Raw genomic sequence first — 13,152 nt, 5'->3', positions numbered from 1 at the left:
GCGTTAGGGGGGACTGCCCGAGGATGATCTCGGGGGATGGGGTTAGGGTAGGGGGCTACTCATCGACGATGAGGTTGTCGATGATGAAGCTCTGACGCTCGGGGGTGTTCTTGCCCATGTAGAAGAGCAGGAGGTTCGCTAGGTTGTCTTCCTTGCGCAGGCGAACGGGGTCAAGCTTGATGTTCTCCTCGCTGATCCAGTCCTTGAACTGCTCGGGAGAGATCTCCCCGAGCCCCTTAAATCGGGTGACGAGGGCACGCTTGCCGAGCTTCTTCAGAGCTGCCTGCTTCTGTGCCTCGTTGTAGCAATAGATGTTGGTGACGAGCTCCTCGGCTTGGGGGGCTTCCTCCTTCTTCTTCCGTCCACGCTTCTTCGGTGCAGGGGTGCTGGACATGAAGTTGTCGGTCTTCTTGTGCTCCTTGGGGAGGAAGACACGGAAGAGCGGTGTCTCGAGGATGAAGACATGCCCACGGCGCACGAGCTCGGGGAAGAACTGGAGGAAGAAGGTGATCAGCAGCAGGCGGATGTGCATCCCGTCGTCATCGGCATCGGTGGCTATGATGATGCGGTTGTAGCGCAGTCCCTCTAGGCCGTCCTCGATGTTGAGTGCAGCCTGTAGGAGGTTGAATTCCTCATTCTCATAGACGACCTTCTTGGTCTGGCCGTAGCAGTTCAGAGGCTTGCCTCGGAGCGAGAATACGGCTTGGTAGTGCGGGTCACGGCAGGTGGTGATGGAGCCACTAGCGGAGTTCCCCTCGGTGATGAATAGGCTGGTGCGCTCGGGCTCCTTGGCCTTGGGGTCGTTGAGGTGAATGGTGCAGTCTCGGAGCTTCTTGTTGTGCAGGCTGGCCTTCTTGGCACGCTCACGGGCGAGCTTTGCCACACCGCTGAGTGCCTTGCGCTCACGCTCGCTCTCCTGGATCTTCTGCAGCATGATGGCGGTGTCCTCTGCGTGGATATGGAGGTAGTTGTCCAGCTCCTTGCCGAGGAAGTCATTGAGGAACTTCTGTATGCTGCGTCCCCCGGGCTCCATATCCTTGGATCCTAGCTTGGTCTTGGTCTGGCTCTCGAAGACAGGTTCCTCGACCTTGATACTGATGGCGGCAGCCATGCCGTAGCGGATGTCTCGGTAGTCGAAGTTTTTGCCGAAGAAGTCCTTGATCACACGAGCCACAGCCTCGCGGAAGGCTGAGAGGTGTGTACCGCCCTGTGTGGTGTTCTGCCCATTGACGAAGCTGTAGAAGTCTTCCCCTACCTGGCTGGTGTGTGTGAGGACGATCTCGACGTCCTCGTCCTTGAGGTGGATGATGGGGTAGAGGGCTTCGTCAGTCATATTCTCCGCTAGTAGGTCTGCTAGACCCTGCTTGGAGAGGTAACGCTCACCGTTGTAGATGAGGGTAAGGCCAGCATTGAGGTAGGAGTAGTTCTTGATCATCGCCACGACGAACTCATCGTTGTAGGCATAGCCCTTGAAGAGCTCTTCGTCGGGGCGGAAGACGACCCGTGTCCCCGTGGGTTCGTCGCTGGGGGTGGGTTCGGTCTCCTCCAGGAGGTGGGCATGGGAGTAGCGAACGGTCTTGGTCAGTCCCTCACGCCAGACGGTGATCTCGCAGTGGATGGAGAGGGCATTGACGGCCTTGATCCCCACGCCATTGAGCCCTACGGACTTCTTGAAGGCCTTGGAGTCGATCTTACCCCCGGTGTTCATCTTGCTCGTGGCATCGATGAGCTTGCCCAGGGGGATACCTCGGCCGTAGTCACGTACGGTGACTAGCCCGTCGGCGATGGTGACCTCGATCTTCTTGCCAGCGCCCATGACGTACTCGTCGATGGAGTTGTCCAGCACCTCCTTGAGCAGGACATAGATCCCATCGTCGGCGTGGGTACCATCGCCTAGCTTACCGATATACATCCCAGGGCGACGACGAATATGTTCGTCCCACTCTAGGGTCTTGATGTCACTATCGCTGTAGTTTACCGTTTGCTCGTCTAGCATGTTTGTTGCCGTTGTATGTGGGGATTTCGGGGGTCAAAGATACGAAAAAGGGGGGAGCATTGAGCCCCTAGCCCCCCTCGACATTCGATAGGGGACTAGGGGCTCAGCCTAGTTAGTTTTAGGGATGTTTGCCTAAGATGTCAGCCCACTAGAGGTTGCCATCATCTTCCCAATCGCCGATCTCGGCTTCGCTAGAGAAGTTGACCAGCACAGTTAGTTGATTGCAGAGCTGATGTAGCTCTGCTCTTGGGCTCTGATATTCTTTCTTTTCCATGATGAGTTCGCAGTTAGTTTACCACTTCTTGAATAGAGCGACCGGGAAGCCGTAGTTGAAAGGATAGGTTAGGACTCCATTTGCTGGGGCACTGAAGGCTGCGATTACTATGCCACCGTTCTCATCCTTTGTATTTGTCGCGTAGTCAATGATTCGGATGTTGTCCCCTTTGAGGTCCTTCGTTGTATAGGGAGGGACAGTAGATATCCCATAGAAGGGGAGCTTACGAGATACAACACCGATCCCAGAGAAGATGCGATGGTCAGGGAGCTGGTTGGCCTGAATGTCCTGGATCCCGACAGGGGCACAGTCGATCCTAATATGATCATCGTACAGAGTGTAACGGAATGCATAGCGATTGACATTTGTCGTCTCACTGGGGAAACGATTTGGAGTCTTGTCATCAGGTAGTGGGGCGTCAGCTGCAGCAAAGGATAGGATATAGTAGCTCTTACCAGTCTTTATGGTAGGTCTAGTGTCGCCTAGATGGGAAGTATATGTCCCCTTGGACTCCTCTGGAACATGCACGCTATATGAGATGGTCTTCCAGTAGCTGTTACTGCTTCTGATACTAGCCTTATTTCCAACCCCAACCTTTACCCGTACCTTTTCTGTCCTATCCTGATATGTTGCTACGCCTGTCTGCTTGTTTTGAGGGTTATAGAGGAGGCTATTCCACTCAAAGAAGTCTGGCTGGTGCCATAGGATATTCCCTGTTCTTGGGTAAGTTTTCTCTTCACAGAACTTATTGATTGCATCAGTGTGCTGGAAGTATCCTACCTTCCCAGGTCCGTTATAGGTGCTGCGGTCGTCCATCTTGAACGTGTTACGCAGATTGACGAAGTCGCTACCATCACTATTCATTACATCTTCAGAGAGGAGGCTGAGAGGGTTGGGGATACAGGTCTTATGCAACGTGAGCGTAGCATTGTAGAGCTTACCATTCTTGTAGTCACCTTGGTTCTTCTCGATCTCCATCGTCGTGTAGATACGTGAGTCTTCGATCCCCTTCGCACGGAGATCAAGGCTATAGCTCCCCTTGGTCGCCATCTTAGGTACCCAAAGGACGAAGGTCTCAGTAGAGGTCATTCCTGAAGCAATCTTCACTTCACGAGACAGATTGAGGTCTAGGTGCGTGCCGTACTCCTCTCGTTCTAGGGTCTTCGCCTCTGCATTCAATGTGGATTTCCCTGCGAGGAACTTGTTGCTGGAGACACCCGTGATAGTCACTTCACTTGCCGTCCCATTTTTTATCTTGAAGCGAACAAGATGACCATAGGGTTTGAAGATCTGAGACTGTTCCTTGGGTACCCAAAGGCCACTGATATCCTTCCCCAGCTTGACTTCCATGATATAGGGGACATTGATGGTCGTTGCGGCGTCAGATGAGAGTACACCCACCGTCCCACTCTCTGGGTAGGAGGAGGCCAACACGATATTGTTGGGCTGCCGAGAGCCTATTACCTCTCCGATGACGGCGAGGAGTCTGAGCTGTGATGGGTTCGTAGGTTGCGCAGATAGGCTGACAGAACCATTGTACTTGAGCTTCTTCTCCGCTGTGACATCCCACTGAATATTTTCTGCGAAGAGCTTTTTATTTCCCTCATAGATACAGGTGTAAACATAGACTTTGCTCTTGCCCTCGAGGTCCTTTTGTACCTTGTTGTTGATGAGCTTGTAGTCCATTGCCTTTGGGGCGTTGTCTGCCGAGAGGTGTGCAGAGATATTTATTTGTATTTCTTCTCCCTGCTGATTGTGAAGCTCCTGTATATCTTCCTTCCCACACGCACTTAGGGCAAGGAGAGAGAGGAGCATGAAGAGATTTCTTCTCATTACTTGAAAACTTAGATTATGGGTGAAAACCAATAAAAATGAAGTATAGGGCTACGCTATAATGAAAGCCCCTTTAGAGAGTATCAAACACTAATCCTTGTTAAGATCGAGTGTTTGGGTATGGGTATAACATGTATACCCTAGCTGAAAGTTGCCCTTCTTATCACAAAAGGACTCAGGTATATACAGGGGCTACAAATACAGAACTATAGCTCTACTCTACATGCCAACTTTCGGGCACAAAGGTAGTTAAAATAATTTTTTCAAGGGGTGCTATCCGTAAATACTACAGGGCTGACGCATGAAAACACCATAGTGCGAGGGCTAAGTAATCAACGAGTATACACACAAGATAGAAGCATCTGTGTCCTAGGTGTAGACATACCGAGCGTATACCTACTAACTAGGAGGGTCGAGTATACACGTGTGTATACAACAGTGTACCCACGTGTATACAGTTGTATACCCACGTGTACACAACCTCGCTCTAAGTATCACCCCGATAGGCTCTCTTATTTAGCTCTCCTCGGGACTAACGTCTAGGCACTCTAGGCGCCCTTGGATATGAAATAACATCCCCAAAGAGCCAAAGAAAGGAGTACTCTAAAGAGACCATGCATCGCCCCTGCAGTAAATACTCCTCTAGTTCTCTCTCGATAAAACACAGAGCCTAGGCTTTGCGTACCTTTGTGTAGCTATGATAGAAACAGCACATGAGACACAGGTGCAGGCCCTAGCCCTACAGCTAGCAGGCCTTCGCCCCCGTCAGATCAATGTCCTGCTGGGCACCGTCCCTACACCCAGTGAGCTACCCCTAGGGCTACCGAGTGGGCTTGACCTCTATGAGCGGGAGCTCCAGCGCTATGGCGGGGAGGCGGAGGCGATCCTTGGGCGATGTGCCGAGCTCGGTATCGGTGTCCATCCCTCTAGTAGTGCCTCCTATCCCAGTGCTCTACGCAGGCGTCTCGGGGGGCAGTGTCCCCCTCTCCTCTATACTCTAGGGATGTGCGAGCTCCTAGAGGAGCATAGGCGGGTGGCGGTCATCGGGACACGTGTACCCGATGCTGAGGGGCTGGCGCATACTCGCAGTGCCACTCGGGAGCTCGTCGGGCAGGGAGCGGTCATCCTGAGTGGTCTAGCTCGGGGCTGTGATGCCGAGGCACACCGTACTTGCCTCGAGGAGGGTGGGCTGGGGGTGGCTGTCGTCGCCACAGGACTAGATGAGACCTACCCAAGGGAGCACACTGCTCTGCAGAATGCCTTACTCGGGAGGGGTGGGCTAATCCTCTCGGAGTATCCCCCTGGGAGACATGTGGATAGGCGGCTCTTCGTAGCTCGTGATCGCCTGCTGGCCACCCTAGCGACCGAGGTGCTGGTCGTGCAGTGTGGGCTCATGAGTGGGACACTGCATACGGCACGCTTTGCCCAGCAGTATGGAGTACCCTGCTTCGCCCAGCAGTATGAGGCCTACGGGGAGGTGAGCGAGGGGAATCAATGGCTTCTTCGAGAGGGACTTGCCCTGCCTCATCAGGAGCTCTTTTCCCCTAGGTAAGGAGTGGGAGGTGTGTCCCCATCGCTTTCGTGGGATGCCTATATATAATGGAGTAGGATAGGGGTGGTGGAATACTTATGCTAACAATTTAAAGAAATCGTTAGGCATTCAGTTTATTTATTCTATCTTTGCGGTAGAGAACTAGTTTTTAAACCGTCTTTAATTTAAGTCAATACAAATGGTTAGTTACAAGGAACTAGGCTTGGTCAATACTCGTGAGATGTTCGCCAAGGCTATCAAGGGTGGCTACGCTATCCCCGCGTTCAACTTCAATAACATGGAGCAGCTCCAGGCTATCATCGGTGCTGTCGTGGAAACGAAGTCCCCCGTCATCCTCCAGGTCTCCAGTGGCGCACGTAAGTACGCTAACCAAACGCTCCTCCGCTATATGGCTCAGGGTGCTGTCGAGTACGCCAAGGAGCTCGGCTGCCCCAACCCCCAGATCGCTCTACACCTCGACCACGGCGATAGCCTCGAGCTATGTAAGAGCTGTATCGAGATGGGCTTCTCCTCTGTTATGATCGACGGCTCACACCTCCCCTATGACGAGAATGTCGCCCTGACACGCTCTGTCGTAGAGTATGCCCACCAGTACGACGTCACCGTAGAGGGTGAGCTCGGCGTACTCGCTGGTATCGAGGATGATGTCGTAGCTGAGCACCACACCTACACCGAGCCCGAGGAAGTCATTGACTTCGTCAGCAAGACGGGTGTAGACTCACTGGCTATCTCGATCGGTACTTCTCACGGTGCTAACAAGTTCACCCCCGAGCAGTGCAAGCGTGACGCTAACGGTATCCTCGTACCTCCCCCCCTCCGCTTCGACATCCTCGCTGAGATCGAAAAGCAGATCCCAGGCTTCCCCATCGTACTTCACGGCTCTTCCTCCGTTCCTCAGGACGAGGTAGCTACGATCAACCAGTACGGCGGTGCACTGAAGGATGCTGTCGGTATCCCCGAAGAACAGCTCCGTCAGGCTGCTAAGAGCGCTGTGTGCAAGATCAACATCGACTCCGATGGTCGTCTAGCTATGACAGCTGCTATCCGTAAGGTCTTCGCTACGAACCCTGCTGAGTTCGACCCACGTAAGTACCTCGGCCCAGCTCGTGACTCGCTCAAGAAGCTCTACATGCACAAGGTCCTCAACGTCCTTGGCTCTAACGACCGCCTCTAGTCTTTAGCAGACACAGATACTTCGCTAGGTGATCCACCTAGCGAGACCCTATGAGCGACAGCTCGGCATAGAGATAGCCTCCGCTACTCTATGTCGGGCTGTCCTACTATTATATTAGGTATAGAGATCTTAGGTAGAGTAATCGCTAGTTGCGCTAAGGGGAATAGATCGGGGCATGGAGGGATAGGGTAAGGGTGGACTCGAGGGGAGTGCTCTCTTGTCGGGGTGTAGTCCGAGAGAGGGGAGAGATGTCCCCTTCTTGTGCCTAAAGTGCCAGTATATCCCTTAGAATGCGTACCTTTGGGCATAGTCAAATCTTCTAACATCAATTTATCGTCGCTATGGACTTGATTCAAGACATCATTGACAGGGCTAAAGCTAACCCTCAGCACATCGTATTCCCCGAAGGCACAGAAGAACGTACACTCAAGGCCGCCGATCGCCTCCTACGTGATGGCGTCGTCCGCCTGACGCTCATCGGTGACCCCTACTCCATCCGATCTCGTGCGCATGACCTCGGCCTACGCAACATCGAGAAGGCTACGCTACTAGACCCCAAGAAGCACGCTAAGAAGCAAGACTACATCGACCTACTCCTACAGCTCCGCAAGTCAAAGGGACTCACCGAGGAGCAGGCTGCTATCCTCGTCGAGGATCCTCTCTACCTCGGCTGCCTCATGATCAAGGCTGGCGATGCTGACGGAGAGCTCGCAGGTGCTATCAACGCTACCGGTGACGTCCTACGTCCCGCCCTGCAGATCATCAAGACTACCCCAGGGATCAGCTGTGTGAGCGGTATCTTCATGATGTTCCTCCCCCATGGTGACTATGGCGACAACGGCCTACTCCTCTTCGCCGACTGCGCCGTGATGCCTAATCCTACAGCCACTGAACTAGCACAGATCGCTATCTCCTCTGCCGAGTCCGCTCGTGCTATCGCAAATGTAGAGCCACGTATCGCTATGCTTAGCTTCTCCACCAAGGGAAGTGCACACCACGAGATGGTCGATAAGGTCGTCGAGGCTACCCGCCTAGCTAAGGAGCAGGCTCCCGACCTTCAGCTCGATGGCGAGCTCCAGCTAGATGCTGCCCTCGTAGGCAAGGTTGCCTCGCTCAAGGCTCCCGGTAGCCCTGTGGCAGGTAAGGCCAACGTCCTAATCTTCCCCACACTCGAGGCTGGTAATATCGGCTACAAGCTCGTCCAGCGTCTAGCAGGTGCCGAGGCTGTAGGGCCAGTCCTACAGGGTATGGCTGCTCCTGTCAATGACCTAAGCCGTGGAGCCTCCGTAGAGGATATCTACAAGATGGCCGCTATCACCGCTAATCAGTCCATAGCCCTCAAGGCCAAGAAGGGTTAGTCCTCACCAATCTCTGCATAGATACTTATATTATGAAGATACTAGTCCTAAACTGCGGTAGCTCCTCTCTGAAGTTTGCCCTTATCGAGCTCCCCACCTACAAGGTACTCACCTCGGGCAACGAAGAGCGTGTGGGCATCGCCGACCCCTTCATCACCTTCCGTAAGCCAGACGGCAAGAAGGAGGAGCGTCACCTCGACATCCCCAATCACACCCGTGGTGTAGAGATCATCCTTGACATCCTCAAGGAAGAGCACTTCGTCGAGTCCTTCGATGAGATCGATGCTATTGGGCACCGCCTAGTACATGGTGCTGAGCGCTTCGCCGAGAGCGTGCGTATCACCCCCGAGGTCATCGCTAAGCTCCACGAGTGTGCCCAGCTAGCTCCGCTGCACAACCCTGCGAACATCCTAGGTATCGAGGCTGTGACGAAGGTGCTCCCCAATACTCCTCAGGTAGGGGTCTTCGATACGGCCTTCCACCAGACGATGCCCGAGCATGCCTATATGTATGCCCTTCCCTATGCCTTCTATGAGAAGTACCGCATCCGTCGCTATGGCTTCCATGGTACGAGCCACGACTTCGTCAGTCGCCGTGGTGCAGAGATCGCAGGTATCGACCTAGGGAACAGCCGTATCGTCACGGCACATATCGGCAGTGGTGCTTCCATGGCAGCTATCCTCAATGGTAAGAGCATCGACACCTCGATGGGCCTTACCCCGAGCGAAGGCCTCATCATGGGTACACGTGCTGGGGATATAGACAGTGGTGTGCTGGACTTCCTGCTTACCAAGAAGGACTTCGACCCTGAGTTCATCGCTCCCTACCTAAAGAAGGCAGAGCCAGGCAAGACGCACCTCGATCAAGCTGACCTAACCCACCTCCTGACCAAGAAGAGCGGTATCTCCGGTATCGGTACACAGGGCTCTGACATGCGTGACATCGCTAAGGCCGCAGGTGAGGGTAGCCATCGTGATGCACTCGCCATCGCTATGCATGCCTACAGGATCAAGAAGTATGTCGGTGCCTATGCTGCTGCCCTTGGAGGGATTGACCTCCTCGTCTTCACGGCGGGTGTAGGGGAGAACCGCCCTCCTATGCGTACGGATGTATGTAGTGGGCTGGAGTTCCTAGGCATCAAGATCGATGAGGCGCTCAATGCTCAGGCCGTCGGTGGCAAGAGCATGGTCATCAGTGCTGCAGATAGCAGGGTCAAGGTAGTCGTCGTCGCTACGGACGAGGAGTACATGATCGCTAAGGATACCTACGAGATCCTCTCGAAGTAGCCTTCGCGGGCACGCAACGATCATCTGTAAGCTCAAAGGGCTACACTTCCCACTCGGGGAAGTGTAGCCCTTGCTCTATATAGTGCTTATCCATCCTGGCCTAGGTGTGGTGTATGCAGCCTTCGCCCTATCTTATCCCCAGCTATAGACTTCCTTACCACTCCGCTCCTTCCCGCTTGCTTTCCGCTTACTTTGGAAGGATTATCCTCGCCTCTTTCCTTCGCTGGTTACTCTCGTTTATCCCTCATTTATCCCTCGTTTGTGTCATATCCTTGCCCGATACCCACCTCCCCTCAGCAGAGAAGTGGTACTCCCCTTTCTCAACGGAGGCTAGCCCAAGATAGCTACACTTGTGTGAGCCCCTATGATACCGGGAGGGGGAGAGGGGATGAAGTAGAGGGTAGTGTAGTTTTATTGATTTTTTATACCTTTGTGCGTCTTTAAGCCAAGTACAAGTGGTATAAGGGTAAAGACCTACAGACCCGAAACACGGGAACCTACACCGACCAATCCCTGACCTTCCCCCCTTAGAGTATAATGCTACCCCTAGAGAGCTAGAGATGGCGAGTGGATGATGTAGGTATGTTGGACTTAAATAAGTTTTTATGACGTTGAAAGGAATTCTTTTCGGCGTACTGGCCTGCGGTATGCTCCTCGTAGTGACCTCCGCAAGCACACCTCGCCCCACAGCCCATACCGGGCTAGAGGTAGGTGATGTACTACCGGAAATGAAGTCTCTGGACGTGAGGCAGCGTGGGCTACTCACCGAAGGCAAGACTCCACAGATGACACTCATTCACTTCTGGGCAGCTTATGATGCCGAGAGTAGGGTGGAGAACCAGCAGTGGAGCCAGCTCTTCAGTGCTACACCTAGTGACAGGATTGCTTACCGAGGGATCTCCCTCGATCCTGATCAGGATGTGTACGAGCGTACGCTTACCTTAGACCAAGTGGGCAAGGAGACCCAGCAGTGTGTGCGCACTGAGATGCGTAGCGAATGTCTACGTGTGATGGGACTCCAGCAGCGACTGCACTCGTACCTCGTCGATGAGCGAGGGGTCATACGAGCTGTTGATCCTACACCACAGGAGTTAGCAAGTTATCTTTAACCCAATTATGTACAAGAGCCACAGCCGGGGGACGCCCTAGCTGTGGCTCTTGTCTTTTATCGTACTCCAGCCTTGCCCCCGTAGTGGGGAGAGTAGTCCTCCTTAATGTGGAACTATCGTGCTTCGTCCTTTCTTCTAGCGGTAGGCGAAGGGACGGGGAGTAGTCGAAGGTATGGTGATGAGGCGACTACTCGACTTGGTCCTTGGGCTCGATGTCGATATTGCGACAGCCCTCTAGGAGGAACCGCTTCTGATTGGGGTGATACTTGGGGTAGGTCTTTGTGGGCTCTATCTTGTTACCCCGCCATAGGATGCCGTCGGTGCTGATGGCGTGCAGCAGGGGTGTGTCGAAGGTGCGGAAGATATTGTCCTCGATGCGGATGCTTCCTGCTCCCTGCCCATAGAAGGGGTGTCGCTGGAGAGCAAGCTCGGGGATAATCGGATGAATACTAATCACAGCTGTCGTGAACTGATAGAGGCTCGTCAAGACGTCCTGAAAGGTATTTCGTCGGATCACTACCTCTCGGGTCTGCCCCGACTCATACCACATATTGTTGTCCGTGCTGAAGAGGATCGCCGAGCCACTGACGTGATCAAAGGTATTCTCCTCGATGAGGACAGGGCGAGGGGTGTTGATGAGGATACCTCGGGCGCGGTTGTGCCGTACGAGGTTGTGCGCGAAGATGACGCTCGGTGTACGGCTGAGGTTCTCCATGCTGATGCCTCGCTCGGCATGGTAGTCAGCGGGTAGCTCCTCGTCGAAGGTGATACGCACCTCCCGTGCACCCTCTAGTCCTCGTCCCCCTACGGAGCTGATCGTACGCACATGAAAGACACCCTCCAGCCCCTGTATATCCCTCGAGGTCACCAAGCGCACAGAGTCCCCTGGGCTAGCCCACGGGAAGCCAAAGGACTGCTCGTGCATGAAGCGTCCTACCAGAGTGTGCTTGCCCTCTCGTGCCAAGACCTTGAGATAGACCCCATGTACATTGAGGGCATCATCCATCATATTCTCGAAGCGACAGTGCTGTAGACTTACCCGACCTCGGCAGGCGACGAAGTGCGTAGCATCGGCCTGCGTGGTGAAGTACCTCCCCCCATCGGTTCGTAGCTCTACGTGGAATCGCTCCAGCTCTATATCCTCGGAGTTCTGAGCCAGTAGTCCCATCCCCTCAGCATAGTGCACCGTGAGGTCGTGCAGACGGATGTCCTGACTCTCGGTGATGAAGATAGCAGGCTGGGGGCGGTAGTAGGATCGCGCGGCGAAGATCGTCCCGCTCGGTAGGCGTGCATCTCGCCAGTGGGGGGCATGTAGGATCGCCTCGGGTTGTCCTCCAGAGGGGGGATAGGCCTTGGTCTCCTGCGGGGTGAGCAGGCGAAGCCCCCTATTGGTAAAGCCCATATCGGCGGTGCGGTAGCAGATCTCTCGGCTCTTGGGGCCAAAGGCCATCCCGATCTCAGGGATGGAGCGCCAATTATCCCCGTAGGCCTCTAGCTGTCCACGCTCCGAGAGTCGCCACTTGACCCAAGGTGCGGGGGCAAAGGTGATCCCCTTGGTCGTGTCGGAGCGAAGGATATGTAGCTGGGTAATCTGTGGGTTGGGGAAGTCTATCGTTAGCCCACGTAGCTCCACCCCTCGGCAACTGTCGAGGACGAAGGGGAGCATACGATCCTCGAAGAGGAGTTCGCTCCCCTCACCTCGTAGGATCACATTGCGCCAGCCCTCTAGGAGCAGGCCTATCGGACGGCTACCGGGGTGGTCGTGGTTGGAGATGTAGTACACACGCTCGTCTGCTCCCTGACTAGCGAAGTGGTAGCGACCGGGGGCGAAGAGGAGCTCGAGGGTGTCCCCCTCGCTCTGTAGCTCTCTGCGTAGGTCACCGAGGATCTTACGCATGAGAGGGGTACAGCTCTCCTTCGCTCCTGCTCTCAGGCCATAGGAGGAGAGGTGGATCGTACGGCGCACTGCTCCTAGAGGTAGGCTGTAGGAGAGGAGTAAGAGGAGGAGGGGTAGGCAGAGTCTGCGGATCGGTCTATGGGACATAGTACTCTGTGATGCAGTGGGGAGATAGAGGGATAAAGAGTGAAGCCCCCGAGGGTGGGGGCGAGGAAAGTAAAGTAGCTCCAGCTCCTTACTCGTATCGGGTAAGAGGGCTGGAGCTACGCTATTTGGCCTCTAGGTGCTCCCAGTAGTGGCTGGGGCTGTAGAGTGGGGGCTACTTAAGTGGCTTGATGCCGAGGCGCACAGGGTGCGTCATGTTCTCGGGAGCAAGCACTGTGTCGAGGTCTTCCTTAGATAGGATGCCGTGCTCGATGATTAGGTCATAGACACCACGTCCGGTCTCGAGGGCTTCCTTGGCGATCTTGGTGGAGTTCTTGTAGCCGATGATGGGGTTCAGGGCAGTGACGATACCGATGCTCTCACGTACGTAGCTGCGGCACTTCTCTTCGTTGGCCGTGATGCCATCGATACAGAGGGTGCGGAGGGTGTCGAGGCCGTTGATCATGAGGTCAATGGACTCGAAGCAGCACTGAGCCATGACGGGCTCCATAGCGTTGAGCTCCATCTG

The 13,152-nt window shown here is 54.5% G+C and carries 9 protein-coding genes and 1 pseudogene; 5 read left to right on the top strand and 5 right to left on the bottom strand.

Going from position 1 to position 13,152, the window contains the following annotated elements:
* Positions 1-55: 55 nt before the first annotated feature.
* From QZ554_RS01395 to QZ554_RS01385, 3 genes are all read right to left on the bottom strand, one after another.
* A complete protein-coding gene (locus QZ554_RS01395; protein WP_297193704.1) occupies positions 56-1,996 on the bottom strand; it encodes a DNA topoisomerase IV subunit B in 1,941 nt (646 codons plus the stop codon).
* Positions 1,997-2,144: 148 nt separating this feature from the next.
* The gene (locus QZ554_RS01390; protein ID WP_297193702.1) at positions 2,145-2,270 is read right to left on the bottom strand and encodes a hypothetical protein; all 126 of its coding nucleotides are present in this window, start codon (positions 2,268-2,270) and stop codon (positions 2,145-2,147) included.
* Positions 2,271-2,288: 18 nt separating this feature from the next.
* The gene (locus QZ554_RS01385; RefSeq protein ID WP_297193700.1) at positions 2,289-4,103 is read right to left on the bottom strand and encodes a hypothetical protein; all 1,815 of its coding nucleotides are present in this window, start codon (positions 4,101-4,103) and stop codon (positions 2,289-2,291) included.
* A gap of 697 nt (positions 4,104-4,800) precedes the next feature.
* Between QZ554_RS01385 and QZ554_RS01380 the strand changes: the two genes are divergently transcribed.
* The 5 genes from QZ554_RS01380 to QZ554_RS01360 all read left to right on the top strand — a co-directional run bounded on the left by QZ554_RS01380 (position 4,801) and on the right by QZ554_RS01360 (position 10,582).
* On the top strand, positions 4,801-5,655 hold the full coding sequence (locus tag QZ554_RS01380) for a DNA-processing protein DprA (protein ID WP_297193698.1): 855 nt from the start codon (positions 4,801-4,803) through the stop codon (positions 5,653-5,655).
* 178 nt (positions 5,656-5,833) lie between these two features.
* On the top strand, positions 5,834-6,829 hold the full coding sequence (locus QZ554_RS01375; RefSeq protein WP_297193696.1) for a class II fructose-bisphosphate aldolase: 996 nt from the start codon (positions 5,834-5,836) through the stop codon (positions 6,827-6,829).
* A 341-nt stretch (positions 6,830-7,170) separates the two neighbouring features.
* Complete coding sequence (gene pta / locus QZ554_RS01370) at positions 7,171-8,187, top strand: phosphate acetyltransferase (RefSeq protein WP_297193695.1); 1,017 nt, start codon at positions 7,171-7,173, stop codon at positions 8,185-8,187.
* A gap of 32 nt (positions 8,188-8,219) precedes the next feature.
* Positions 8,220-9,473: an acetate kinase gene (locus QZ554_RS01365; protein WP_297193693.1), complete on the top strand. Its 1,254-nt coding sequence runs from the start codon at positions 8,220-8,222 to the stop codon at positions 9,471-9,473.
* 611 nt (positions 9,474-10,084) lie between these two features.
* A complete protein-coding gene (locus QZ554_RS01360) occupies positions 10,085-10,582 on the top strand; it encodes a hypothetical protein (protein ID WP_297193692.1) in 498 nt (165 codons plus the stop codon).
* 187 nt (positions 10,583-10,769) lie between these two features.
* On the opposite strand, the gene QZ554_RS01355 is transcribed toward QZ554_RS01360, so the two are convergent.
* Positions 10,770-12,626, bottom strand: a complete 1,857-nt coding sequence (locus tag QZ554_RS01355; protein WP_297193691.1) for a right-handed parallel beta-helix repeat-containing protein — start codon at positions 12,624-12,626, stop codon at positions 10,770-10,772.
* A 172-nt stretch (positions 12,627-12,798) separates the two neighbouring features.
* A pseudogene (gene aspA, locus QZ554_RS01350) lies at positions 12,799-13,152 on the bottom strand (aspartate ammonia-lyase); the annotation flags it as partial.

Origin of the sequence: uncultured Porphyromonas sp., assembly GCF_915070105.1 — a bacterium.
In the GTDB taxonomy this organism is placed as follows: Bacteria; Bacteroidota; Bacteroidia; order Bacteroidales; family Porphyromonadaceae; genus Porphyromonas.
This window is presented reverse-complemented; position numbering and strand designations above follow the sequence as displayed.

Bases quoted from the DNA above. Each gene is read 5' to 3' on its own strand.
- QZ554_RS01395 (WP_297193704.1), bottom strand. From the start codon at position 1,996: ATGCTAGACGAGCAAACGGTAAACTACAGCGATAGTGACATCAAGACC.
- QZ554_RS01390 (WP_297193702.1), bottom strand. From the start codon at position 2,270: ATGGAAAAGAAAGAATATCAGAGCCCAAGAGCAGAGCTACATCAGCTC.
- QZ554_RS01385 (WP_297193700.1), bottom strand. From the start codon at position 4,103: ATGAGAAGAAATCTCTTCATGCTCCTCTCTCTCCTTGCCCTAAGTGCG.
- QZ554_RS01380 (WP_297193698.1), top strand. From the start codon at position 4,801: ATGATAGAAACAGCACATGAGACACAGGTGCAGGCCCTAGCCCTACAG.
- QZ554_RS01375 (WP_297193696.1), top strand. From the start codon at position 5,834: ATGGTTAGTTACAAGGAACTAGGCTTGGTCAATACTCGTGAGATGTTC.
- pta (WP_297193695.1), top strand. From the start codon at position 7,171: ATGGACTTGATTCAAGACATCATTGACAGGGCTAAAGCTAACCCTCAG.
- QZ554_RS01365 (WP_297193693.1), top strand. From the start codon at position 8,220: ATGAAGATACTAGTCCTAAACTGCGGTAGCTCCTCTCTGAAGTTTGCC.
- QZ554_RS01355 (WP_297193691.1), bottom strand. From the start codon at position 12,626: ATGTCCCATAGACCGATCCGCAGACTCTGCCTACCCCTCCTCCTCTTA.